Annotated in this window: 18 protein-coding genes and 1 tRNA gene; 10 read left to right on the plus strand and 9 right to left on the minus strand. The window is 70.8% G+C overall.

Features of this window, described 5'->3' with window-relative positions:
• The first annotated feature begins 19 nt into the window (after positions 1–19).
• The 5 genes from MME74_RS08165 to MME74_RS08185 all read left to right on the plus strand — a co-directional run bounded on the left by MME74_RS08165 (position 20) and on the right by MME74_RS08185 (position 7,155).
• Positions 20–1,483: a DUF3375 domain-containing protein gene (locus tag MME74_RS08165; RefSeq protein WP_267418300.1), complete on the plus strand. Its 1,464-nt coding sequence runs from the start codon at positions 20–22 to the stop codon at positions 1,481–1,483.
• Complete coding sequence (locus MME74_RS08170) at positions 1,476–2,138, plus strand: DUF4194 domain-containing protein (RefSeq protein ID WP_267418301.1); 663 nt, start codon at positions 1,476–1,478, stop codon at positions 2,136–2,138. The genes MME74_RS08165 and MME74_RS08170 overlap by 8 nt, the downstream gene beginning before the upstream one ends.
• On the plus strand, positions 2,135–5,494 hold the full coding sequence (locus MME74_RS08175; protein ID WP_267418302.1) for an ATP-binding protein: 3,360 nt from the start codon (positions 2,135–2,137) through the stop codon (positions 5,492–5,494). The genes MME74_RS08170 and MME74_RS08175 overlap by 4 nt, the downstream gene beginning before the upstream one ends.
• Before the next feature lie 68 nt (positions 5,495–5,562).
• Positions 5,563–6,057 (plus strand): hypothetical protein, encoded by a 495-nt coding sequence (locus MME74_RS08180; protein ID WP_267418303.1) that lies wholly within the window; start codon positions 5,563–5,565, stop codon positions 6,055–6,057.
• Between the two features lie 84 nt (positions 6,058–6,141).
• Positions 6,142–7,155 (plus strand): DNA topoisomerase IB, encoded by a 1,014-nt coding sequence (locus MME74_RS08185; protein ID WP_267418305.1) that lies wholly within the window; start codon positions 6,142–6,144, stop codon positions 7,153–7,155.
• Here MME74_RS08185 and MME74_RS08190 read toward each other — a convergent pair.
• Together MME74_RS08190 and MME74_RS08195 are read right to left on the minus strand one after the other, a co-directional pair.
• A complete protein-coding gene (locus MME74_RS08190; RefSeq protein ID WP_267418306.1) occupies positions 7,121–8,125 on the minus strand; it encodes a hypothetical protein in 1,005 nt (334 codons plus the stop codon). The two genes, MME74_RS08185 and MME74_RS08190, sit on opposite strands and share 35 nt — an antisense overlap.
• Position 8,126: 1 nt before the next feature.
• Positions 8,127–8,624: a hypothetical protein gene (locus MME74_RS08195; protein ID WP_267418307.1), complete on the minus strand. Its 498-nt coding sequence runs from the start codon at positions 8,622–8,624 to the stop codon at positions 8,127–8,129.
• A gap of 154 nt (positions 8,625–8,778) precedes the next feature.
• Here MME74_RS08195 and MME74_RS08200 point away from each other — a divergent pair, with 154 nt between their 5' ends.
• Complete coding sequence (locus MME74_RS08200) at positions 8,779–11,232, plus strand: tetratricopeptide repeat protein (RefSeq protein WP_267418308.1); 2,454 nt, start codon at positions 8,779–8,781, stop codon at positions 11,230–11,232.
• Between the two features lie 49 nt (positions 11,233–11,281).
• Positions 11,282–13,768, plus strand: a complete 2,487-nt coding sequence (gene pepN / locus MME74_RS08205) for an aminopeptidase N (protein WP_267418309.1) — start codon at positions 11,282–11,284, stop codon at positions 13,766–13,768.
• Here the strand turns inward: pepN and MME74_RS08210 are convergent.
• Positions 13,740–14,642: a phosphotransferase gene (locus MME74_RS08210; protein WP_267418310.1), complete on the minus strand. Its 903-nt coding sequence runs from the start codon at positions 14,640–14,642 to the stop codon at positions 13,740–13,742. The genes pepN and MME74_RS08210 overlap by 29 nt on opposite strands.
• 2 nt (positions 14,643–14,644) lie before the next feature.
• Positions 14,645–15,283 (minus strand): MBL fold metallo-hydrolase, encoded by a 639-nt coding sequence (locus tag MME74_RS08215; RefSeq protein ID WP_267418311.1) that lies wholly within the window; start codon positions 15,281–15,283, stop codon positions 14,645–14,647.
• 149 nt (positions 15,284–15,432) lie between these two features.
• Here MME74_RS08215 and MME74_RS08220 point away from each other — a divergent pair.
• Positions 15,433–15,505, plus strand: a tRNA-Glu gene (locus MME74_RS08220).
• Between the two features lie 85 nt (positions 15,506–15,590).
• On the opposite strand, the gene MME74_RS08225 is transcribed toward MME74_RS08220, so the two are convergent.
• The 3 genes from MME74_RS08225 to MME74_RS08235 are packed head-to-tail and all read right to left on the minus strand — an operon-like array spanning position 15,591 to position 18,676.
• Positions 15,591–16,904: an acyltransferase family protein gene (locus MME74_RS08225; protein ID WP_267418312.1), complete on the minus strand. Its 1,314-nt coding sequence runs from the start codon at positions 16,902–16,904 to the stop codon at positions 15,591–15,593.
• 54 nt (positions 16,905–16,958) lie between these two features.
• Positions 16,959–18,119, minus strand: a complete 1,161-nt coding sequence (locus tag MME74_RS08230; RefSeq protein WP_267418313.1) for a DUF4349 domain-containing protein — start codon at positions 18,117–18,119, stop codon at positions 16,959–16,961.
• Positions 18,116–18,676, minus strand: a complete 561-nt coding sequence (locus MME74_RS08235; RefSeq protein WP_267418314.1) for an RNA polymerase sigma factor — start codon at positions 18,674–18,676, stop codon at positions 18,116–18,118. Before MME74_RS08235 ends, MME74_RS08230 begins: the two co-directional genes overlap by 4 nt.
• Positions 18,677–18,945: 269 nt before the next feature.
• Between MME74_RS08235 and MME74_RS08240 the strand changes: the two genes are divergently transcribed.
• A complete protein-coding gene (locus tag MME74_RS08240) occupies positions 18,946–19,950 on the plus strand; it encodes a TerC/Alx family metal homeostasis membrane protein (RefSeq protein WP_267418315.1) in 1,005 nt (334 codons plus the stop codon).
• A gap of 24 nt (positions 19,951–19,974) precedes the next feature.
• Here MME74_RS08240 and MME74_RS08245 read toward each other — a convergent pair whose 3' ends face one another.
• On the minus strand, positions 19,975–21,288 hold the full coding sequence (locus MME74_RS08245; RefSeq protein ID WP_267418316.1) for an LLM class flavin-dependent oxidoreductase: 1,314 nt from the start codon (positions 21,286–21,288) through the stop codon (positions 19,975–19,977).
• A complete protein-coding gene (locus tag MME74_RS08250) occupies positions 21,285–22,580 on the minus strand; it encodes an O-acetylhomoserine aminocarboxypropyltransferase/cysteine synthase family protein (protein ID WP_267418317.1) in 1,296 nt (431 codons plus the stop codon). Before MME74_RS08250 ends, MME74_RS08245 begins: the two co-directional genes overlap by 4 nt.
• Positions 22,581–22,770: 190 nt before the next feature.
• Between MME74_RS08250 and leuC the strand changes: the two genes are divergently transcribed.
• Complete coding sequence (leuC, locus tag MME74_RS08255; protein ID WP_267418318.1) at positions 22,771–24,216, plus strand: 3-isopropylmalate dehydratase large subunit; 1,446 nt, start codon at positions 22,771–22,773, stop codon at positions 24,214–24,216.
• Positions 24,217–24,218: the final 2 nt, after the last annotated feature.

Consider the following 24,218-nt stretch of genomic DNA (forward strand, 5'->3'; position numbering starts at 1 on the left):
TCCCGAGTAATGTGAATACGTGACAGGAACACGAGCAGAAGCGGCATTCTCCCGCGCTGTCACCGCATTCAGCACACCGACCCTGGATCTGCTCCACGGGCGGTTCGCCCCCTTCGTGGTCGCGGCGCTCTCGCTCCTGTTCACCGCCGACCGGGCCTCCATCCCGATCGCGGACGCGCAGGCCGAGCTCACCGAGATCCTCGATGAGCTGCGCGGTGCGGGCGACGAGGAGGACGAGCGTCGGGTGCCGGCCGGAACGGGCCGCGACGTCGCCAGGAACTGGGTGCGGCTGGGCTGGCTGGTGCAGCAGATCGACGAGGACGTCGAGGTGTACCGTCTGTCCGCGCACGCGGTCGAGGCATTGGAGATCGCCGGACGCACGGGCGGGGGGAGGACGCGGGTGTCCAACTCCCGGGTGCGCACCCTGCTCGAAGCCGTCGAGCACCTGGCGGACAGCGCCGAGGCCGACCCCGTCCGCCGACTCGCCCGTCTGCGCGAAGAGCGCGCCGCGCTCGACGCCGAGATCCACCGGATCGAGGAATCCGGGCGGGCGGATCCGCTCGACGACGAAGAGCTCTTCGAGGAGGCGGAGAACGTCCTGCACCTCGCGCGGGAGCTCCCCGCGGACTTCACGCGCGTCGCCGAGTCGCTCAAGCTGATGCAGCGGGATGTCGTCGCCCATCTGCGGCGTGACGAGCGCCCGACCGGCGAGGTGCTCCGCGAGTATCTGCAGCGCGCGCAGGACGTCATGAACGCCACCCCGGAGGGGCGCGCGTTCGCGGGCGCCCTCCGACTCATCGGCGACCCGGAGCGGATCGACGCGCTGGCCGAACAGCTGCACGGGCTTCTCCGGCAGCCGTTCGCCCGCATGCTCGACGACACCCAGCGCGCCGAGCTCGACGCCATCGGGCGTCGCGTGGAACTCGGCGTCGAGGAGGTGCTGGCCGCCCAGCGGCGGGCCTCGCACGTGATCACCGGACAGGTGAAGACGCACGATCCGCTGCGGGACCGCCAGATCGATGATCTGCTGCGCGACGTCATCGCGGCGCTCCATGTCTGGGACGGCACGCGAGCGAGTGACGCACCCGTGCGCAGCCTCCCGCTCGTCGACCTGGGCCACCTCCGACAGACGGTGAGCAGCATCCGCCCGCCCGCCGTCCCCGCCCCTCTCACCGACGCCGCCGACGTCGAGTTCCTCGACATCGACACGCGCGCGTGGGGCGGTCCGCGCTACGCCGAGCTCGAGGAGTACGTCGCCGGGCTCGGTCGGGAGTTCGACCTCGCCGAGGCGTTCACGGGAGCCGCGGACGACACCCGTCGCCCCGTCGACCTCCTCGGTCTGCTCGAGATCGCCCACCGCAACGGGATGACCGAGAGCGAGGACGTGTCGGTGGTCGAGGCGCGTCGTCCCGACGGCTCCACGCGACGGTTCGCGTTCGGGGCCGTGACGGCACGCAACACGAAGGAAGAAGCACATGTCTGACGCGAGCATCGCGACCGATGCGCCCGTCGATGACCCGTTCATCGCGCCGGTCCCCATGGAAGACGACGGCGAGGAGCACTTCGCCGGTGATCGGGGGACGCTCGACCCCGAGATCCGACGGGTGCTCGTGCACATCCTCCAGCGACGGTTCCTCTCGGCGGAGCGCAACCGTCGGGAGTGGAAGCTCCTGCTCGACCACCAGCAGGTGATCGAGTCGCGGCTGAACGACATCTACCTGCGCCTGGTCGTCGATCACGGCCGGGGGTTCGCCTACAAGCAGCAGCTGCGCTCCGACGAGATCGACATGCCGGTGCTGCTCAAGGACGCGCCCTACACGCGCGCCGAGACGCTGGTGCTCGTGCACCTGCGCACGGTCTACCAGCGCGAGTCGGCCGCCGGCGAGGCATCCGTCCGCATCGACATCGAAGACCTCGAGCAGACGGTGCTGAGCTACTTCACCGATGTCGACGGGGGCACCGCCCGCCAGCAGAAGGCGATCCGCAACGCGATGGACCGTCTCGATCGGGAGGGCATCATCCAGGAGGAGACCAGCGGCCGCTACCGGATCAGCGCGCTCGTCGAGGTCGTCCTCAGCGCGGAGACGCTCAAGGAGCTGCGCGATTGGCTGCGTTCGCAGGAAGTGGTGGAACGATGACCATGGTCGACACGCTCTTCGGGCTCATCCCCTCGGGCTCGCGGGGACAGCAGTGGGTCGCGGAGGAGCTGCAGCTGATCAACTGGGGCGGCTACGACGGCGGCCCCCATCGCGTGCGCTTCTCGCCGAACGCGACCCTGCTCTGCGGCGGCTCGGGTTCCGGGAAGTCGACGCTGATGGACGCGTACATCGCCCTGATGATGCCCCACACCACGCCGTTCAACGGCGCCTCGAACGGCGGGGTGACCGGTCGTCCGCGCGGCGACGAGCAGCGGAACATCCTCTCCTACGGGCGCGGGAAGATCGATGAGTCGCGCACCGAGGACGGCACGAAGCTCCGTGTCCTCCGCGGCGACGGCGAGGACACGTGGAGTGCGATCGCGACGACCTGGCTCGACCATGACGGGTCGCGGTTCACCGCCGTGCGCGCGTGGTACATCCCGGCGGACGCCCGCACCCTGGAGGACACCACCCGCGTGCGGGCGACCGTCAACGGGGCGTTCGAGCTGACCCGCCTGGAGCAGGCGGCGGCGCAGCGGCTCTCCGACGCATCGGTGCGCGCGGCAGGGCTGGAGACGCTGGCGACGGACCGCGAGTTCTCCGCACGACTGCAGGCCGTGCTCGGCATCGGCGCCGCAGGGTCCGGGGCGAAGGCGATGAGCCTGCTGGCGAGGATCCAGGCCGGTCAGCAGATCACCACGGTGGACGACCTCTACAAGAAGCTCGTGCTCGAGGAACCCGAGACCATGGCCACCGCGGATGCCGTCGTGGCGCACTTCGACGAGCTGGAGAGCACCCGGACCCGGATGCTCACCGCGAAGCAGCAGGTGGGTGCGCTCGAGCCGATCCGCGGGATCAAGGATCGCATCGCCGCGGCCGCCGAGCGCGTGCGCGTGATCGACGAGGTGGGGGTGTTCGCCGATCCGTCCTCTCTCGCCGCCTTGTGGAATGCGCAGCGGCGTCTGGATCTGCTCCGCGAGGTCGAGCTCGAACTGGGCGAGAAGACCCGTGCGCTGAGCCTCGCCGTGCGCGAGAAGCGTGCGCTCGTCGACGCGGCCGACGTCGAGCGCGAGGGGCTCCTCGACGTGCTCCGGCAGTCCGGTGGTGACCGCCTGGAGACGGCGCAGCGCGAGCTGCGCGTCGCCGAGCGCCGCGTGGAGGAGGTGCGACGGGAGCGGGCGAAGTTCGACGCGATCGTCGGCGAGCTCGGGGTGCAGGTGGAGTCGGCCGCGCAGTTCGACGCGCTCGTCTCCGGCGGCCGCGGCACCGCGCCGAAGGGCGACATCCGCGACGCGCGTGCCGCCTTCGCGGACGCGGAGACGGCGCGCCGGACGCTCGAGAAGGAGATCGCGCGTCTCCGCGACGAGCGCGCGCGCACGAGCCGCACGCGCGGCAGCATCCCCGCCCACCTCGACGAATCCCGCGCCCTGCTCGCGGAGGCGGCCGGCCTCGCGCCATCCGATCTGCCGTTCGTGGGCGAGCTCATCGAGCTGCGGACGGAGTTCGAGCCGTGGCGCGAGGCGTTCAACCTCGCTCTCGGGGGCTTCGCGCGGACGCTGCTGATCGACGCCGAGCAGCTGCCGGCCTTCCGCGCGGCGATCAACACGGTCCGCACCCCGGAGCGGTTGAACTACGAGGGCGTCCACGTCGGGCTCCCCGAGGTCCGCAACGCCGACCCGAAGACACTTCCCGGCCGGCTCGACCACTTGCCGACCCCCTTCGCGGGCTGGCTTCAGCAGCGTCTGCAGGACCGCTTCGGCTACGTCTGCGTGGACTCCTCGTCGCAGCTCGGCGATCACCAGAAGGCCCTCACGATCAGCGGCCAGATCTCGCAGGGGAGCCGGGGCGCCCACGGCGGCCAGGGCCGCGCCAACGTCCTGGGCTTCACCAATGACCGTCGACTCCGCGAGATCGACGAGGAGCTGCAGCGGCTGGCCGACCGGTACGAGGAATCCGCCTCGGTCGCTCGCGATGCCGAGGCGACGCTCGATCGTATCGAGGCGAAATCGACGGCCTACGCGAAGATCGAGGACCTCACCTGGGAGCGGGTGGACGTCGCCGCGGTGGAGGCGGAGCGCGAGCGCTGGCTCGCCGTGGAAGCCGAGGTCACGACCGCCAGTCCGGAGATCGCGCAGCTCAAGCGGCAGGCCGAAGACCTCCGGTCCCGGGCCGGCCGCCTGCGCGACGAGGCCGCACGGCTGGACAACGAGCTCACGCAGGTGCAGGAGCGCTGGGGGCAGGTGACCGACGACGTCGACGCCTGTCAGCGCGTGATCGACTCGGCCACAGAGGCCGGGGTCGTGCTGGCGGAGGGACACACCTCCTTCCTCGACGGCCGTTTCCTGGACACCGATGCCGGGGACGACCGGACGGCGGCCCAGCGGCTCGCGCACCTCGACACCGCCCTGCGGACGGCCGCGCAGCGCCTGCTGGAGGACCGCCGGGAGGCCGCCGAGGCGCACGAGGTGCAGCGCGAGAGCATGCGCCGACTCATGACGGGATTCCTCGAGCGCTGGGACAACCTCACGATCCTTCCGGATCCGGATGCCTCGGTGGGGGAGTTCGAGAGCATCCTCGAGGCGCTGCAGACCAACGGCCTCCACGAGCTGGAGATCGAGTGGCGCGACAGTCTCCTCAAGCTCTCGGGGAACGACCTCACGAGCCTCGACTCGACGCTCAGCCGCTCGCTGCGCGAGATCAAGGACCGGATCGACCCCATCAACCGGATCATGGAGGAGCTGCCCTTCTACGACGACGACCACCGTCTGCAGATCACCCCGCGCGAGAACCAGACGGAGGCCCGCAAGCGGTTCCGCCGAGAGCTCCGAGAGGTCCGCGGACTCATTGAGGCGGCGTCGACGGATGCCGAACGGGAGACCGTCTACCGCAAGATGGGCCGCCTCATCGCGCGGATGCGCCGCACGGCCCCCGACTTCGCCGAGCTCATCGACGTGCGCAACCACGTGCGCGTGAGCGCGGAGCGCATCCATGCCTCCACGCGGGCGCACGTCGCGCTCTACGACCACATCGGCGAGAAGTCCGGAGGCGAGTCGCAGGAGCTCGTCGCGTTCATCGTGGGCGCTGCACTGCGCTATCAGCTCGGTGACGCGGGGGCGCCGCGGCCGCGGTACGCGCCGGTGTTCATGGACGAGGCGCTGATCAAGGCGGACGCGCACTTCACCAAGCGGGCGATCGGCGCCTGGCGAGGGCTCGGCTTCCAGCTCGTGATCGGCGCGCCCAACGACAAGTACAGCGCGATCGAGCCGCATGTCGACGTGGAGTACGACATCCTCAAGGACACCCGGGGCCGTTCCTGGGCGAAGGCGAAGGTGGGCCTGCCGGAGACCGCCGAGTGATCGACGGCGGGCCCGGCATCCATCGAATGGACGAGGTCGGCGGCGTGCGGACGCAATAGGCTCCGAGCATGGCTCTGGAGTCTCTGTTCCTCCGGCTCGACCGGATCGCGGGCGGGCGGCAGGCGGGTGTCGCGATCAGCGAGGCCGACCGCACGCACCCCAAGACCGTGCGCGCGTTCACCTGGATCCTCTGGCTCCTCGTCGCCGAGCTCGTGATCGGCGTCGGCGCCGTCGTGGTCGCGCTGGCCCTGGCGGTGGACGGGGAGTCCGTGTCGTTCGCGGTGTGGATGCGGACCCTGGTGGTGCTCGCGATGACGGCCACGCTGTTCTACTTCGCCTGGAGGGCGCGGCGCGGATGGCGCTGGGCCTATCAGCGTCTGCGTCTGTTCGCGCAGATCTTCCCCGTCATCACGCTCGTGATGGCTGCCATCCCCGGCCTCTACCCGCTGTGGATGGTGTCGGAGCAGATCGTGTTCAGCCTCATCATGATCGGCATCGCGGACTTCCTCACGAGCGACCACATGCGGAAGACGTTCGCGGCCCCTCGCGCGGCGGACGGATAGCACGGCAGGGCGCCGTGCGCCACTCCCTTCCCCTGTCCGCCACGGCTCGGCATCCTCGACGGAGACGAATCGAGAGGGGCACCGATGGCGAGACTGATCCGCGTCGTACCGGGGGAGGATCCCGGCTTCCGGCGTGTGCGCTCCGGGTCGGGATTCCGCTACGTGGATGCGGCGGGGGACACCGCGCCGGAGGCCGACCGCGAGCGGATCCACGACCTCGTGATCCCGCCCGCCTGGCAGCACGTCTGGATCGCCGCCGATCCGCTCGCGCACATCCAGGCCGTGGGCGTCGACGGTGCCGGGCGCAAGCAGTATCTGTACCACCCGCTGTGGCGCGTCACCCGCGACCGCCGCAAGTTCGTGCGCGCCCTCGACCTCGCGGCCGCACTCCCCAGCGCCCGAGCGCAGGTCACCCGGGCGCTCAAGGAGGAGGGGCAGACGAAGGAGCGCGCCCTGGCCATCGCGTTCCGACTCCTCGACGACGCCGCGCTGCGGATCGGCTCGGAGCGGTACCTCGTGCGCCACGGCAGCCGCGGGCTCACGACGCTGCGGCGACGTGATGTGCGCGTCTCGGGCAGCGAGGTGGCGCTCTCGTTCCCCGCCAAGAGCGGGCGCACCGCGTCGATCGAGATCACGGACGAGTCGCTCGCCGATGCGCTGACGGACTTCGCCGCCGGGAAGTCGGGTGCCTTCCTCCTGGCGCATCGTCGCGGACGCCGGCGCGTACGCATCACTCCGGCGGAGGTCAACGCGTATCTGCGGGAGGTGACCGGGGCGTCCTTCACCGCGAAGGACTTCCGCACCCTGCACGGCACCATCCTCGCCGCCGACGCGCTCGCCCGGATCGGGGAGCTCGACCGCCGGAGCGAGCGCAGTCGGGCCGAGCGCCTCGCGGTGCAGGCCGCCGCGACCGCTCTGGGCAACACCACCGCCGTCGCGCGCGGGAGCTACATCGATCCACGGGTCTTCAGCCAGTACGCCCGCGGCCGCACGCTCGACCTGTCGGTGTCACCGGAGACGGCCATTCGCCGCCTGCTGGGCGGCCCGGAGATCTCGAGGAAGGTCAGCCGGCGAGCTGCAGCCAGACGAGGGCGATGAGCATCGGGACGAGCGGCGTCGCGACGGCGGCGACCACGGGCCACCAGCGCACGCGCGTGTCCACGGTCCTCGCGCGCTCGCTGAGCGCGTCGCCGTCGCGGCGGAGGACATCGGCACCGACAGGTTCCGCGGCCTCGTCGCGATACAGGAGCGTGCGGCGCCCGAACCGGTCATGGAGTGCGGCGATCACGGTGAGGAACCGGCGCAGCTCGCTCTCGTCCGTGAGGTCGACGGCGGGGAAGTAGACGTGCAGTGTGCTGTCCACGATCTCCAGATCGAGGTCCGCGCTCTCGTCCAGGATGATCGCCATCAGGTCGGGGGTGAGCACGTAGAGCGCATCCGTCTCATAGCCCGCGGGCACGGATACCTCGAACACGTCGCTGAAGTCGCCTTCCAGGCGCAACTGCGAGCGCCCGGTCGGCCGCCGGGGGAGAACGCTGAGAGCACCCGCGCCGCGCCGTGAGCGGAGCGTGATCCGGGGCGCCTCGGAGGGGAGCGGGATGCGGACGGCGCGGACGGTGTGCGCGGTCGCGCCTTCGCGGTCCCCGACCACGAAGGCGCGCTCGACGCTGTCGAAGGGGAGATCGGTGTCCCGCGCGTCGAGGTGGTCCTGTGCCGTCCGGCTCCCGCGGTCGATCTGCTCGTCGATGGAGCCGCCCCACACCCGGTCGCCGACGTCCGCGCGATATCGCCATCCGAGTGTGGCGGCGATGCCGGCGAGGATCTCGCGTCGCCGCCGATGACGGCGTATCGTCAGCGCGGCGTAGGCGACGAGCGCGGCTCCCGCGAGCATCGTGCCCAGCTGCGCGAGCACGAGCGTGGTGCCGCGCAGTCCGAACCCGACCGGCAGCAGGTAGAACGCCACGGCGGCCGCCACCACCAGATAGGCGGCGGACGCGCCGACGAGGAGCATGCCGTCCCGCGCGGGCGCGCGGCGCGCGACGGCATCGCCCGGCGTGGAGATCGTCACGTCAGGGCTTGTACACGATCGCGATGTTCAGCTGACCGCTGTCCCGCGCCCAGGCCAGCCAGCGGGGCTCGCCCGTGCTGGTGAGTCGCTGGATAGGGATGACGTGGATGCCCTGCTCGGGACGGCTCAGCGCGCGGAACTCCGGCTTCTTCGAGATCCAGATGGTGCCGCCGCCGTCCCAGGGCTCCAGGCACGTGTAGACGTAGCCGTGCGCGCGCAGGTTGATCCGGTCGGCGAGACTCTCGGCTTCCCGTCGGAGCTCCTCGACGGCGTCGGCGGGCACGGTGCCGTCGACGGTGAACGCCGCGACGTCGTAGACGTTGCCCTCGCCGAAGTCCCGGGTCGTGAGGATCGTCAGCTCGGTGACGCCCTTGTCCGAGGAGCGGGTCCACAGGGCGTGCGAGTTCTTGGCTCGCTTGTTCATGAGGAATCCGCCGAAGTTCACCTTCTGGAAGGCGAAGTCGTCGAGCTTGGCGGCGATCTCTGCACGGGAGGTCATGGGGTGTGTGTCTCCTTCTCTGAGAGACGGGCGGCCTCTCCGTCGAGCGAGCCTAGGAGGGGCGGACACGTCGTCGTCGGAGTCCGAACGAGTCCGAACAAGTCCGAACGGTGGGGGCGCATCCGGTGACGACGGCCTGCCATAGGCTCGACTCATGCCCGCTCCGCGCACCCTCGATGAGCTCTGCATCGGGCTCGGACGGCTGCGGGCGGCCGCGGGCTCGCCGTCGTATGCGGAGATCGCCCGACGCATCGGTCGGGTGCGCGATGGCGCGGAGCCGCCCAAGGTGACGGTCTACGACTGCTTCCGTCCCGGGCGCCGGCGCGTGGACGATCGGCTCGTCGGGGACATCGTGCTGGTCCTCGGCGGCACACCCGATGCAGGGGAGCGGTGGCGCGAGACCGCGCGCATGCTCAACGGGGAGAGGTCCGGCGTCCACATCGAGGTGACGCTCGCCGTCCGCGATGCCCCGGGCGCCGCGATCGGCAGGGAGGATCTGCTCGCCGTCCTGCCGGATACCGACGTGCTGGTCCTGACCGGGCTCCCGGGGGCGGGCAAGAGCACCGTGGCAGCGGCGGCGGCCGGATCGGAGCCCGTGCTCACCGTGCAGCTGCGCGAGTCGGAGCCCGAGCGTCCGCACGCCGACCCGATCGACATCCTGCGCCGCATGCTGGGGGCGCTCGGTGTGCGCTCGCTGCCGTACGAGCTGCCGCGGCTCCGCGAGAGGCTGCAGACGACCGCGGGGGGCATGACCGTGATCCTGGAGGACGCCGCCGATGCGCGACGGCTCTCCGCGCTCCTCGTCCCCGGGGTGCGATTCCTCGTGACGTCGCGGGGCGACCTGGGAGGACTGGAGGAACGCATCCGCTCGAGCGACCTCCGCCTCGCACGGGTCCTCGTGCCGCCGATGGCCGAGGACGACGCGCGCCGGCTGCTCGCGAGCCTGCTGTCGGCGGGCGATTCGGAGAGCCCCCGCGGCGTCGAGGGCGAGATCCGCGCCGACGCGCTCCGGCGGATCGTCGCGGTGGGCGGGGGCCTCCCGCTCGATCTCGTGATGCTGGCCGGCATCGTCAGGGAGCACGACGGGTGGTCGTTCCAGGATCTCGCGTCGCGCTTCGAGCATGAGCCCCGCGATGCCCGCATCCGTCCGGTCCTCGAGGCGGCCACACGCTCGCTGTCCCACGCGGAGGCCGACCTGCTCGCCGACGCCGCCCTGCTCGACAGCGGCATCGACGAGGACGTGCTCATCGCCGCCGGTGGCCCCGACGCCGCCGCGGACCTTGCGCGACTCCATGCCCGGCACCTCGTCGAGCGGCAGGCCGGACACGTGCACATGCACGCCACGGTGTTCGCCTTCGCGGCCGAGCGATCGCGCTCGCTCCGGCCCTCATCTTCGCGGCGCGGCTTCGTGGCGAGGGCGTCGGAGGCCGTCCTGGTGCGGATCGGCGAGGATCCCGACTACGCGGCCCGCGAGGTCGCCACGGTGCTGGCCGTCGCGGCCGCGGCGCGGGAACACGGACAGGACGCCGCCGTCGAGCGGCTCGCCATCGCGGCCCATCCCGCTCTCTCGCGCTGGTCGCTGTGGGGCGAGTCGCTGCGGCTGCACGATCTCGCGGCCCGCGGCGAAGGACTCGACCTCGTGCCGGAGATCGCCCTCGGCGTGGCGCACTGCGCCGAGAAGCTCGGCCGCCTGGACGAGGCGCTGATCACGCTGCACCGGGTGCGCCGGATCGCGACCGGATCGGCGCTGGCGCGGACCTGGAACCAGATCGGCAACGTGCAGCGGTGGATGAGTCACCTCGACGACGCGCTCGAGTCCTATCGACGCGCGATCGGTCACGCCCGAGCCGCGGGGGACCGCGTCGTGGAAGGGCGCGCCACCGGGAACCATGCGGACACCCTCCGGATCCTCGCCCGGTACCCCGAGGCGCGGGACCGGTACGGCGTCGCGCTGACGATCGCGCGGGAAGAGGGCGACGACCTGAACGTGGCGGTCGTGCGCGGCAACCGGCCGCTGCTGCTGCTCGCCGTCGGGCAGCTCGACGAGGCCGAGGCGGAGCTCGAAGATCTGCTGGCCGAGTCGACCGTCGACTCGCTCCCGTTCGTGCGGAGAACCCTGGCGCTCGTGGCGGAGGCGCGCGGCGACGATGTGCGAGCCCGCGCGCTGTGCGCGACCGCGATGCGGACCGTGCAGATCGCGGGGGAGTTCGCCACCTCCGCCGACCTCGAGCTGCTGGGCGCCCGCATCGACGGCCGCGCCGGCGACGTCGCGAGGGCGACGGAGGTCGCCGGGAGCGTGCTGCGCGAGGCGGAGCGGGCGGGGTCGCCGTTGATCGCGACCGAGGCGGCGAACTCGCTGGCCGAGATCCTCGTGCGCGCGGCCGTCGGTGAGGCCGCGCCGACCGGTCTGCTCGCCGATGCGGAGCGCCATGCCGGGGAGGCCCGCAGCACGGCCGAGGCGACGGGCGACCGGGCGGAGGTGGCACGCAGCGACGGGATCCTCGCCGCGATCGCCGCAGCGAGAGGGGACGCGGAGGCCGCCGCGGCATTCGCCCGGGCATCCGCGGAGGAGTACGCCCGCATCGGGCATCGGCTGCGACCGGCGTGACGCCACGGACGGGGCGGTCCTCGAGGCCTCCGGATGACAGGATGGAGGCATGGACACAGCCAACCTCACCCGCGAGGAGACCGCCGCGCGATCCGCAGCGGTCACCGTGCACAGCATCCGCGTCGAACTCGATCTGACGGGCGCGCCGGAGCGTGCACGCACAGGCTTCCCGACCGTCACGACGCTCGAGTTCGACGCCACGGTCGACGCCACGTGGCTCGACTTCATCGGCGAAGAGGTGCGGCGGGTCGTGGTGAACGGCGCGGAGCAGGCGGTCGACTACGACGGCGCCCGGATCGCGCTGACGGGCCTCGGCGCCTCCAACGTGGTCCGCGTCGAGGCGGTCGGCGCGTACAGCCGCTCGGGCGAGGGACTGCACCGGTTCCACGACCCGGTCGACGACGAGACGTACCTGTACACGCAGTACGAGCCGGCGGACTCGCGACGGGTCATGGCCTGCTTCGAGCAGCCCGACATGAAGGCCGCCTACACGTTCCTGGTGGATGCGCCGACGGGGTGGGAGGTGCTCTCCAACCAGAGTCCCGCGCACACCGACCTCGGCGTCGGTGTGCAGCGCGTGGAGTTCGCTCCGACCCTGCCGATCTCGAGCTACATCACCGCCGTCGCGGCCGGTCCCTACACGCGCGTCGACGGCACCTGGGAGCGCGACGAGCAGCACGTCGCGCTCGGCGTGTTCGTGCGACGGTCACTGGCGCCGCACCTGGAGGCGGAGGAGATCCTCGAGGTCACCCGACAGGGGCTCGACTTCTTCGCCGACGCGTTCGCCTATCCGTACCCCTGGGGCAAGTACGACCAGATCTTCGTTCCCGAGTACAACCTCGGCGCGATGGAGAACCCCGGACTGGTGACCTTCACCGAGGCGTACCTGTCGCGGGGTGCCGCCACCGAGGCGCAGCGCGCGGCCCGGGCGAACACGATCCTGCACGAGATGGCGCACATGTGGTTCGGCGATCTCGTGACCATGACGTGGTGGGACGACCTGTGGCTCAAGGAGTCCTTCGCGGACTACATGGGTGCGCATGCCTCCGCCGTCGCGACGCGCTTCCACGACGCCTGGGTCAAGTTCGCCGCGAGCCGCAAGGCCTGGGCGTACCAGCAGGACCAGCTGCCGACGACGCATCCGATCGTGGCGGACATCACCGATCTCGAGGCCGCGAAGCTGAACTTCGACGGGATCACCTACGCCAAGGGCGCGGCCGTGCTCAAGCAGCTCGTCGCCTTCGTCGGCGATGACGCGTTCTTCGAGGGCGCCCGCCGCTACTTCGCCGCCAACGCCTTCGGGAACACCACGCTCGAGGACTTCCTGGTGCAGCTGAGCGCGGTCTCCGGACGCGACATGAGCGACTGGTCGGCGGCGTGGCTGCAGACCTCGGGCGTGTCGACGCTGTGGACCGAGACCGACGGCGAGGGGCGGAGCGTCCTGGTGCAGACCGACCCGCGCCCGCACCGGCTCCGCATCGGCCTGTACGCGCGCGTCGACGGGCGGATCGTGCGACGCGAGCAGCAGGAGCTCGATGTGATCGGCGAGCGGACCGCGGTGGATCTGCCGGAGGCCGACCTTGTCCTCCTCAACGACGATGACCTCACGTACGCGAAGGCACGGCTGGACGAGCGCTCGCTCGCCACGGTCGAGGAGTCCCTGTCCGCGATCGACGAGCCGCTCGCCCGCGCGCTCGTCTGGTCGTCGCTGTGGAACGCCACGCGCGACGGCGAGCTCGACGCGGCGCGCTACGTGCGGATCGTGCGGACTCATGCCCCCGCCGAGTCGAACATCGGGCTGCTGGCGGGTGTCCTCGCGAACGCCGCGTACGCGGTGCGTCACTTCGTCGCCGATGCCGACCGCGCCACCGAGCAGCGGACGTGGACCGAAGCCGCATGGAGCGCGCTGCAGGCCGCCGACGCCGGCAGCGATGCGCAGCTCTCCTGGGCGAGGGCGCTCGCGACGGCATCCGCCTTCGACGACGTGCACCACGAGCAGGTGCGCGCCCTCCTGGACGGGGATGTGCCCGACGGCCTCGTCGTGGACCCTGATCTGCGCTGGCAGCTCCTCACGGCGCTCGTCACGACCGGGCATGCGGACGCCGCTGACATCGCGGCCGAGCAGCAGCGGGACGACACCGGCAGCGGGCGCACCGCGGCACGACGGGCGCGGGCATCGCGTCCCGATGCCGCCGTACGGCGCGAGGCCTGGGACTCCGCGTGGGGTGATCTGTCGCTGAGTAACGACCACCTCGACGCCGAGATCGAGGGATTCCGGGCCGGTGGCCGTCGCGACCTCATCGCGGGCTTCGACGCGGCGTACTTCGACCGCATCGCGTCGGTCTGGAACGAGCGCAGCATCGAGATCGCGAGGCGGCTCGTCCTCGGACTGTTCCCCGCGACGGAGTCGCTGCAGCAGGTCGACTGGTGGCTCGCGGAGAACCCGGAGGCACCGGCAGCACTCCGACGCCTCGTGGTCGAGCAGCGCGATCACCTCGCGCGCGAGCTCAGGGTGCGGGGAGTGCTGCCTCGCTGATCAGCTCTGCGGCCGCGTCGAAGCCGAGTGCGCGCAGATCGTCGCGGTCGTCGCTGGCATGGCAGAAGATGGCCGCGACGGCGGCGGCCCAGGCGCGCGCACGCGTCCAGGTCGCGTCGTCGTAGCGGTCGCCGGTGGCACGGCGGAAGATCTGCCGCCCGGCCCGGTCGAAGGCGAGCCAGCCCGCGGCGAGGTCGTAGGCGGGGTCTCCTGCCGTGACGTCGCCGAAGTCGATGAGCGCGGAGAGCCTGCCACCGTCGACCAGGATGTTCCCCGGGTGCAGGTCGCCGTGGATCCACACGGACTCGGCCGACGGCTCGGCCTCGAGACCCGTCCGCCAGAGGCGTCCGAGAGGATGAGCGATCTCCGCGGGGAGTTCGTCGAGGCGGTTGCGGATGCTCTCGTCCCGGGTCGCCAGCGGAACGCCACGGACGGGATTGCGGGGCGCGTCCGCCGGGGCGGGTCGATGGAGCGCGAGCAGGGCGGCGGCGAGCTGCGCGGCCCACGTGGTGTTCTCGGCGCGCGCCAGGCCGAGTGCCTGCTGTCCGGGCAGCCACGGCACGATCGCCCACGGCCACGGGAAGACCGGGGTCGGCGAACCGGCCCGCACGGGCAGCGGGGTGCGCACGTCCACGGCCGCCAGAAGGGGCGCGATCAACGGCAGCGCTTCCTGCTCGTGCGAGATCAGAGGAGCCGACAGGCCCCGACGGGGGATGCGGACGGCGAGCTCGGCGCCCAGTCGCCAGGTCACGTTGTCCCAGCCCTCCGCGACGCGGGTGAGGGGGAGCAGCGCGAGATCGGGCGCGACGGTGCGGATGAGCGCGCGGACGCCGCGTTCGTCGAGTGCGTGCTCAGCGGCGGGGGAGTCCGCCACGATCAGAGATCGAGCGTGTCGCCGGGTTCCAGCACGGAGAACTCGCCGCCACCCTGCTCGGTCGCCCACTGCAGACGCTGACGGTGCATGTTCTTGCCGATCGTCGACAGGGTCATGTCGTGGGTGCCGAAGGCGCGACGCGGTGCAACGGCCAGGACGAAGTCGATGGCGTCGCCGACCTTGAGCCACGGCGCCCCCAGCGGCGCGGCGAGGGTTCCCACCGTGACGCCCTCCGGGACCGCGTACGAGTCGCCCGGGTAGTAGAGCTCGTCGTTCACGAGCACCCCGACGTTCTCGACGACGGGAAGGGAGGAGTGGATGATCTCGTGCGTCCCGCCGAAGAAGCGCAGCGTGAATCCGTCGACCTCGACGGTGCCGCCGGGGGACACGACGGTGATGTCGTACCCCTCCGCGGCGCGTGCGACGCCGGACGGAGCGAAGATCGGCGTTCCCGGCGCCGCGGTCAGCAGGCGATCGAGGTGCTCCGGCGTCCAGTGGTCCGGGTGCTCGTGGGTGAGCACGATCCCCGAGAGACCGGACAGGTCGGACAGTGGAGTGGTGAAGGATCCGGGGTCGATCACGAGGGTCTTCCCGTTCGCATCCAGACGGAGGGCGGCATGTTCGAACTTGGTGACGCGCATGACAGCAGTCAACTCCTTCGCCCGCGTCACGGCAAACGAAAATGGCGCGCCACGCCCGGGCGTCGAGCACGGGCGGCCTCGATTTGGCGCAGCGAGAATCGCCGTGGCATACTTGAACGGTTGTCGCGCGACGGAAACGTTCGCCAGACGGCCCCATCGTATAGCGGCCTAGTACGCCGCCCTCTCACGGCGGTAACGCGGGTTCGAATCCCGCTGGGGTCACACAACAAAGAGAAGGCCTCCGGTTCGCCGGGGGCCTTCTTCGTTGTCCGCCCTTCGTCGTCGTTCTTCAGAGGCCGGGTACTCCTCAGGGTGCCGTGGAGCGCGTCAGCCACAGTGCCGCCGCCGCGCCGGCCGCGGCGATCGCGGCGAGGGGGAAGTCCAGCCCGTACGCGGTGATCGCGATGATCGGAGCGACGAAGACGAGGACGGCGAGCACCGTCGTCAGGGTCGCGGGCCGGAGCGGACGGCCGAGAGGAGGAACCTTCTCGAAGCGGCCCAGCCACCGGGAGAGCAGCAGGACGACGGCCAGCACCACGACGAAGAACACCGGGCGCGTCCACCACCACGCCGGGCTTCCCGGAGCGGGCAACGGGAGCGGCAGGAGGAGCTCCACGCCGATGAGCACCATGATCGTCGGGAGGTGCCAGAGGTAGATCGTCATCAGCCGGGAGCCGACCAGGAACACGGCGCCCTGCGCGGCACGCGTGCGCATGAGGGCGGTAAGGGGCGCGTGCAGGAGTGTCAGCGCCGATGCCTGGATGACCGCCAGCACGGCCATCGTGGCGGTCGGCGGCCACTGGTTCCCGAGCATGCTCTGCGTGTAGCCGCCGAGCGACACGAGCCCCCAGAGAACGCCGTAGCCGCCCACGATCGCCCCGAGGAGCTGCCACCAGGGGCGGCGGGCGAACCAGCCGTCGTAGAGGAAGAAGCCGACCTGCTGCGCGAAGAGCCAGACGAACAGGACGTTGGGGATGCCGAACAGCTCCTGTCCGAGGCCGTAGCCGCCGGGAGTGACGGGGTCGATCCCGAGGACCCCGCCGATGAAGAGGAACCGGAAGGCGTCGACGGCCAGTGCCGCGGCGAACAGGAACAGGAGGATCCAGGCGCCGTACCGCTCGTGCAGGCGCATCATGGTCGGAGCCAGGGCCTGCGCCGTCATGTAGGCCGCGAGGAACCAGAGCGGCGATCCGACCCCGATCGCGATCGTGTCGACGAGTCCCTGATCGATCCCGAGCATCCTCGTCGCCCCGAGCGTGACCGTGAAGAACAGCAGAACGGGCAGCGCGGGGCGGGCGAGGCGCGCCAGTCGCACGCGGACGAACGCGTCGGCCGTCTCACCGCGGGCGACGGCAGAGCGCCAGCCTGCCCGCGCCGCGTAGCCGCCGACGACGAAGAACAGCGGCATGATGTTCGCGATCCAGGACGCCGCCGTGAACCAGGACTGGGCCTCGACCGTCTTCTCGATCAGCAGCGACCCGTCGGCTGCGCGTCCCACCCCGGTGAAGAGGACGTGCACGAAGACCACGAGCAGGACGCAGGCGACGCGCACCAGATCGAGAGTGAGATCGCGCCCGGCCGGCACTGTCCTGGTCGTCGGTTCGGTCGCAGCGCTGCTCATGGCACTCGACCTTAGCGGCCCGGGGGAGGGCACTGAGGTTCCGGCGGCGGATTCTCAGATCTCGTCGGTGTCCGTCTGCTCCGTAGCCGTCTGCGCGGACCGCGCACTCGCGCGGCGACGGTTCCGGCGTGCCCGGCGGATCAGCCAGATGACCAGCACCACGACGCCGGCGACCGCGATCCACGGGAGGAGGAACCCGACCGCGATCACGAGGGCGTTCAGCGACACGACGAGACCGTTCCAGCCGGCCAGGAGGCCGTCGCCGAAGCCCGCGGGGTCGGCGGTGGTGGCCGCGGCCTCGCGCGTCAGCTGCACCTGCAGCGACGACATCGCGACCTGATCCTGCAGCGCCTCGAGCTGCTGCTCGTAGGACTCGAGCTGGGCCTGCCGGTCGGTGAGCGCGACCTCCGCCTCGATCAGCTCGGAGACGCTGCCGGACTGCGCCATCAGCTCGGTGAGGCGCTCGACCGAGGCCTTCGTGGAGTCGACACGGGCCTGGAGGTCGATCGAGACCGATGTCACGTCCTGCTTCGACGTCGACGACGAGAGCACCTCGCCGGTGTCGCCGAGCGCCGCGATGACGTCGGGAAGATCGGCGGAGGGCACGCGGATGCCGATCCACCCGTACGCCGAATCGGCGGGTGCGGGCTCGGAGGTGCCGTCGACCGCGAGGGACTTGCCGATCTCGGTGCTCTCGACGTAGCCCCCGTGCTCCTCGGCGAGTGCCGCGATCGCGGTGGCAGCCTCGGGGATGCTCTTCACCTGCACGGTCGCCTGCGCCGTGGCGATGATCTCGCGGTCGCCGTCGGACACCGCGGTGCCGGGGAGCATGGCGCCGTCGAGACCCGGGCTCAGTGCGCCGTCCGGCAGCGACTCCGGCGCCACGCCCGTGATCTGGTCCGACGACGAGGACTCGGCCGACGACTCCGCAGAGGTGTCGCCCGACGAGCCACCGGAGGTGCTCTGCCCCTCGACGGAGATCGACGAACCTGCGACGCTGCCCAGGATCGGGGGAGTGACGAGCACGCCGACCACGAACGCCGCGGCGATGCCGCCGCCCGTGAGCCAGCGCCGACGGCGGGTGCGGGCCTTCGCGACGGCCGGATTCGCGGGCGCGCGCTCCGTGGCGATCTCGGCGAACACCGACTCCTCGATACGTGCGATGGTCTCGTCGGACAGCGCGGGGAGGTCGTCGTGGACGTTCTGGTCGTTCATGCGTCTCTCACTTCCTTGACGGCGCCCCGCAACTGCGTGCGCACTCGGGAGAGACGGTTCCGGACGACGGCATGGGTCACGCCGAGCTCCTCGGCCGCCGCCTGGTAGGCGTAGCCCTCCGAGGCGCACAGGCGGAAGATCTCGCGGTCGAGCTCGCTCAGGGTGCCCACCTCGGCAGCGATCCGCGCCGCCAGCTCAGCGGTGATGACCTGCTCCTCCACGCCCACGGTCTCCGGGAGCTGCGTCTCGTCGATGGCATCGGCGGTGTGCGCCTGGTCGCGGCGACGCTGTCGAAGCCGGTTCGCTGCCTGGAAGCGGCAGATCGTGGCCAGCCACGGCAGGATCGACTCGCCCTGCAGCTCGAGGCCCGGGAGCTTGCGCCAGGCGACGACGAACGTCTCCTGCGTCACGTCCTCCGCATCGGCGGGCGATGCGAGTATCCCCTGGGCGATCCAGTAGACCGGTCGGACATGTGCGCGGTACAGCTCGCGGAAGGCGCTCTCGTCGCCACCCGCGGCCTGGGCCGCCCATTTCTGATCACTCGTCTGCACGGGCATCCTGATTCCGTTCGGTGTCTCTCACCCGGTAAGTGTCGACGGATGCCCCATCGTCTCAGATCCGCGGGCGTGCCGATCAGGGCCGGTCATCTGTTCCCCACGATGCCACCGCTCCGGTAGCATTGCCCGGGCGAGAGGGAGTATCCCGGATCCGCGCGTAACGTCATCACGAGCACCGTCATCGCTGCTCCGGGCGCGCGACGCACTTCTGTGCGGGGGAGAGACTTTCGACTCATTCCCGACCCCTCCGCGAAAGGTGCAGTGCGCCCTTGGAAATCCCCGTCTGGTTCGAGATCACCTCGATGGTCGTCCTCACGATCATCCTGATCGGCGACCTGCTCCTCATCCGGCTGCGGCCGCACATCCCTTCGACGAAGGAATCCACCCTCTGGGTGGTCTTCTACGTCGGCCTCGCGCTGCTGTTCGCGGTGCTCCTCGGGAACGTCGGGGGCTGGCAGAACGCGGGCGACTTCATCACCGGCTGGGCGCTGGAGTACAGCCTCTCCATCGACAACCTGTTCGTCTTCGTGCTGATCATGGCCCAGTTCGCCGTGCCGCGCCGCCTGCAGCAGCAGGTCCTCATGGTGGGCATCATCATCGCGCTCATCCTGCGCGGGCTGTTCATCCTCGCGGGCGTCGCGATCGTCGAGAACTTCTCGCCGATCTTCTACATCTTCGGCGCCTTCCTCATCTGGACGGCGATCCGTCAGGCGATGCCGGACGGCGACCACGAGGGCGAGGTGCAGCGCGAGAACTTCATCGTCCGGCTGCTGCGTCGCCGCGTCGACATCAGCGAGACGTACGACGGGTCGAAGATCCGCACCACCGTGGACGGCAAGCGCATGTGGACGCCCATGGTGATCGTCTTCATCACGATCGGCGTCACCGACCTGATCTTCGCGATCGACTCCATCCCCGCGATCTTCGAGATCACCACGAACGGATTCCTCGTCTTCTCGGCGAACATCTTCGCGCTCATGGGGCTGCGCCAGCTGTACTTCCTGCTGGGCGACCTGCTCGACCGTCTGCGCTACCTGCACTACGGCATCGCCGTCATCCTCGGCTTCATCGGCATCAAGCTCATCCTGCACGCGCTGCACGTGAACGAGCTGCCGTTCATCAACGGCGGTCAGCACGTCGAGTGGGTGCCGGACATCAGCAACATGGTCTCCCTCGGCGTGATCCTCGCCTCGATGACCATCGCGACGGTCGCGAGCCTGATCGCCTCCTCGCGCGAGAAGCGTGCGGAGAAGAAGGCCGCGCTCAGCGAGTGACCCCGCGGCGGACCTGCGCCCGGCTCAGAACTGGCGCAGGTTCGCCTGCAGGCCGCCCTCCGCGTACTCGCGGCGGAGGATGCCGCGACGGCGCAGGATCGGCACGAGCTCGTCGAGCGTGCGGTGCAGCGTGACCGGGTGGAAATCGCCCCAGAGCAGGATGCCGTCGTTGCCCCAGTCGCCGAGCTCCTCGATCAGGTCGGCGAACTCCTCGGCGGTGCCCACGAATCCGGTGCGATCCGTGATCCGGCCCGCTCGGGCGAGTGCGGTCAGATGCGCACGCAGCGGGGCGTCCTCCCCGCGGTCTCCGACGAGACGCTGGATGCTCCCGCGGGAGACGTGGGCGCCGAAGAGGGAGAGGTCGAGCGGGCGGTCGAGGTCGAGCGAGGTGAGATCCGTCTCCAGGTCGCTCGACTGCTTACGGGCGATCTGCACCAGAGCGGCGTCATCGGGGTGCGCGGACGCGGCGACGATGCGGTCGGCCTCCTCGCTGGACGACGTGATCACCGGCTGGATGGCGAAGAGGATCTTGATGTCCTCCGGGCGCCGTCCCTTCGCGATGGCGGCCTCGTGCACCTTGGCGCGGTAGGCGCGCACCGACTTCTCGTTCAGCGGAGCGAGGGCCAGCTGGACATCGGAGTTCGCCCCCGCGAAGCCGAGGCCGCGGCCGGAGCCGCCGGGGGAGACGATGGCCGGCTCGCCGTCGGTGAAGGGGATCGCGTTGAGCGGACCGTCGAAGGAGAAGTACTCGCCGCGGTGACGGATCGGGCGCAGCTTCGACCCGTCCGCGTAGACGTCGGTCGCGCGGTCGGCGACCAGGGCGCCGTCGTCCCAGCTGTGCCAGAGCGCGCGGATGCCGTCGAGCCACTCCTCCGCGCGGTCGTAGGCCTCGTCGTGGCCGAGCTGCGGGGCGTCGGAGAAGTGGCGCGCGCTTCCGGTGTCCGTCACGACGTTCAGGCCGAGGCGGTGACCGCTCAGGTGCTGCAGGGTCGCGAACTGCCGCGCCGAGGTGAAGGGCAGCGAGGCCGCGGGGTTCACGGTGGGCACCACGCCGAGGTGCTTCGTGGCCTGGAACAGGTACGGTGCGAGCAGCAGCGGGTCGTGCTTGGGGCCGCCGAAGGCATGGCGCACACGGATGTCGATGGTCTCGGGGGAGCCGAGCGAGGGGCCGTCCTCGACGATCACGAGGTCGAACCCGGCCTGCTCCAGGGTCCGGGCGGCGTCCTGGTAGATCTCCGGACGCGTCCAGTCGTAGTCCCAGTCCAGGGAGGGATAGCCCCACCCCTGCGGGCCGAAGCCGCGCGCGAGGAACCAGCCGAAGTGCTGCGGGCGGCTCATGCGACGGTCTCCCGCGCACCGGCGAGCACCCGGGCGAGATCCGAGATGAGGTCGTCGACGTCCTCGATCCCGACGGACAGGCGCAGGGTGCCGGGGCGGACGCCGAGTGCCTCCCGCTCCTCCTCGGTGCGCTGCGCGTGACTGGTGGTTCCCGGATGCAGGACCAGGGAGCGCACGTCGCCGATGTGGGTCATGTGCGTGAACACCTGCACCTCCTCCACGAAGCGCCGTGCAGCGGGGAGTCCGCCGCGGAGCGTGAAGGTGAAGATCGAGCCGAATCCGCCCTCGAGGTAGCGGAGTGCCGTGTCGTGGTCCGGGTGCGAGGGGAGCCCGACGTAGTCGACGCTCTCGACCTCGTCGTGCGCTTCCAGCCACTGCGCGATCTTGAGGGCGCTGGCGGACTGGCGCTCGACCCGCAGACCGAGGGTCTCGGCGCCCTGACCGATGAGGAAGGCGTTGAGTGGCGAGGGGGAGGATCCGAAGCGCGGCGCCACCGACTCGCGGGCATAGCCGATCCGTGCCCGGCCGCCATGGCGCGCCACGACGCTCGGCGTTCCGCCCCGGCCGGGGAGCACGAGGTGCGGGGCGTTGTGGCCCGCGCGTTCGGCATCGAAACGGCCGTCGTCGACGATCACCCCGCCGAGCACGGAACCGTGTCCGGCGATGAACTTGGAGGCGGAGTGGACGACGATCGCCGCGCCGTGCTCGATCGGACGCAGCAGCGCGGGGGTGGCCAGCGTGTTGTCGATGATGAGCGGGACGGCGGACTCGTCCGCGATCGCCGCGATCGCGGCGATGTCGAGCACGTCGTTGCGGGCGTTGGCCAGGGACTCGGCGAACAGCGCGCGGGTGTTCGGGCGGATCGCGGAACGCCAGGCGTCCGGGTCGGCGATGTCGTCGACGAAGGTGGTCTCGATGTCGAGCCGGGCCAGGTTGTCGAGGAAGAGTCCGCGGCTGCCCTCGTAGATGTGGGTGGACGACACGATGTGGTCACCCGCACCGGCGACGGTGAGCAGCGCGGTGGCGACGGCCGCCTGTCCGCTGGCGACCAGGACCGCGTCGGCGCCGCCTTCGAGGTCGGCGAGCTGACGCTCCACCGCGCGCACGGTCGGGTTCCCGGTCCGGGTGTACCCGAAGCCGGTGCCGGTGCTGAAATGGTCGGCCGCATGGTCGAAGTCGTCGAACTCGAAGCCCGCCGTGAGGTAGATCGGCGTCGCGCGGGACGCGGCGGTCTCGCGGCTCCTCGCCGCGTGGACCGCACGGGTGGCGAAGCGGGCGGTGTCGACGGTCATGCGGTGCCTCTCGGTCGTTCGGGTGCTCAACAGAGTGTCACGACGGATCGGAGCATGTCCCGGCGGTGGTAATCTGACGTCATGCGGACCGTCCTCCTTCTTCTTAGGCGCCGCGACGAGACCTCGATCTGAGCCCCTCCTCGTCGCGGAGTCCATCGTGGGCCGAACCGCCATCCACAGGAGACACGCAATGACCACCACCGCAGACGGTGCCGCTTCCGCACGCCGCAGGACCCTGGCCGAGAAGGTCTGGGACGATCACCTCGTCGTCAAGGGCGAGGACGGCGAGCCGGACCTCATCTACATCGACCTGCACCTCGTGCACGAGGTCACCAGCCCGCAGGCCTTCGACGGTCTGCGCAGCGAGGGGCGGCCGCTGCGCCGACTCGACCTGACGATCGCGACCGAGGACCACAACACCCCGACGTGGGAGATCGACAAGCCGATCGCCGACCTGACCAGCCGCACGCAGATCGAGACGCTGCGACGCAACGCCGCCGAGTTCGGTGTGCGACTGCATTCCCTGGGCGACGCGGAGCAGGGCATCGTGCACGTCGTCGGCCCCCAGCTGGGCCTGACCATGCCCGGCATCACCGTGGTCTGCGGCGACTCGCACACGTCCACCCACGGCGCGTTCGGCGCGATGGCGTTCGGCATCGGCACCAGCGAGGTCGAGCACGTCATGGCCACGCAGACGTTGCCGCTCAAGCCGTTCAAGACCATGGCGATCAACGTCGAGGGCACCCTGCGCCCCGGCGTCACCGCGAAGGACATCATCCTCGCCGTGATCGCCAAGATCGGCACCGGCGGCGGTCAGGGCTACGTGCTCGAGTACCGCGGCAGTGCGATCCGCGCCCTCTCCATGGAGGGGCGCATGACCATCTGCAACATGTCGATCGAGGCCGGTGCCCGCGCCGGCATGGTCGCCCCCGACGAGACGACGTTCGCGTACCTCGAGGGCCGTCCGCATGCCCCGAAGGGTCAGGACTGGGACGACGCGGTCGCCTACTGGCGCACCCTGCCGACCGACGAGGGCGCGACCTTCGACGCCGAGGTGTCCATCGACGCCGACCAGCTCGAGCCGTTCGTCACGTGGGGCACCAACCCCGGTCAGGGCAGCTCGCTCTCGGCCTCGGTGCCGAATCCGGCCGAGATCGCCGACCCGAACGAGCGGGCTGCGGCCGAGCGTGCGCTGGAGTACATGGCCCTGACGCCGGGCACCCCGCTCAAGGAGGTGCCGGTCGACGCGGTCTTCATGGGATCGTGCACCAACAGCCGCATCGAGGACCTGCGCGCCTTCGCGTCGATCATCGAGGGCAAGAAGAAGGCCGACGGCGTGCGCGTCATGGTCGTCCCCGGCTCCGCTCGGGTGCGTCTGGAGGCCGAGGCCGAAGGACTGGACAAGGTCATCAAGGACTTCGGGGCGGAGTGGCGCTTCGCCGGCTGCTCGATGTGCCTGGGCATGAACCCCGACCAGCTCGCGCCGGGGGAGCGCTGCGCCTCCACCTCGAACCGCAACTTCGAGGGCCGCCAGGGCAAGGGAGGCCGCACGCATCTCGTGTCGCCCCTCGTCGCCGCGGCGACCGCGATCCGCGGCACGCTGTCCAGCCCCAGCGACCTGACGGAAGGGTTCTGAAT

The sequence above is a fragment of the Microbacterium oxydans genome (genome assembly GCF_026559675.1).
Classification (GTDB): Bacteria; Actinomycetota; Actinomycetes; order Actinomycetales; family Microbacteriaceae; genus Microbacterium; species Microbacterium oxydans_D.

Excerpts from the sequence above, each read along its gene's own strand:
- MME74_RS08200 (WP_267418308.1), top strand. The coding sequence starts at position 8,779 with ATGCCCGCTCCGCGCACCCTCGATGAGCTCTGCATCGGGCTCGGACGG.
- MME74_RS08250 (WP_267418317.1), bottom strand. The coding sequence starts at position 22,580 with ATGACCGTCGACACCGCCCGCTTCGCCACCCGTGCGGTCCACGCGGCG.
- MME74_RS08230 (WP_267418313.1), bottom strand. The coding sequence starts at position 18,119 with ATGAACGACCAGAACGTCCACGACGACCTCCCCGCGCTGTCCGACGAG.
- MME74_RS08180 (WP_267418303.1), top strand. The coding sequence starts at position 5,563 with ATGGCTCTGGAGTCTCTGTTCCTCCGGCTCGACCGGATCGCGGGCGGG.
- MME74_RS08195 (WP_267418307.1), bottom strand. The coding sequence starts at position 8,624 with ATGACCTCCCGTGCAGAGATCGCCGCCAAGCTCGACGACTTCGCCTTC.
- MME74_RS08225 (WP_267418312.1), bottom strand. The coding sequence starts at position 16,904 with ATGAGCAGCGCTGCGACCGAACCGACGACCAGGACAGTGCCGGCCGGG.
- MME74_RS08185 (WP_267418305.1), top strand. The coding sequence starts at position 6,142 with ATGGCGAGACTGATCCGCGTCGTACCGGGGGAGGATCCCGGCTTCCGG.
- leuC (WP_267418318.1), top strand. The coding sequence starts at position 22,771 with ATGACCACCACCGCAGACGGTGCCGCTTCCGCACGCCGCAGGACCCTG.
- pepN (WP_267418309.1), top strand. The coding sequence starts at position 11,282 with ATGGACACAGCCAACCTCACCCGCGAGGAGACCGCCGCGCGATCCGCA.
- MME74_RS08235 (WP_267418314.1), bottom strand. The coding sequence starts at position 18,676 with ATGCCCGTGCAGACGAGTGATCAGAAATGGGCGGCCCAGGCCGCGGGT.
- MME74_RS08170 (WP_267418301.1), top strand. The coding sequence starts at position 1,476 with ATGTCTGACGCGAGCATCGCGACCGATGCGCCCGTCGATGACCCGTTC.
- MME74_RS08215 (WP_267418311.1), bottom strand. The coding sequence starts at position 15,283 with ATGCGCGTCACCAAGTTCGAACATGCCGCCCTCCGTCTGGATGCGAAC.
- MME74_RS08175 (WP_267418302.1), top strand. The coding sequence starts at position 2,135 with ATGACCATGGTCGACACGCTCTTCGGGCTCATCCCCTCGGGCTCGCGG.
- MME74_RS08245 (WP_267418316.1), bottom strand. The coding sequence starts at position 21,288 with ATGAGCCGCCCGCAGCACTTCGGCTGGTTCCTCGCGCGCGGCTTCGGC.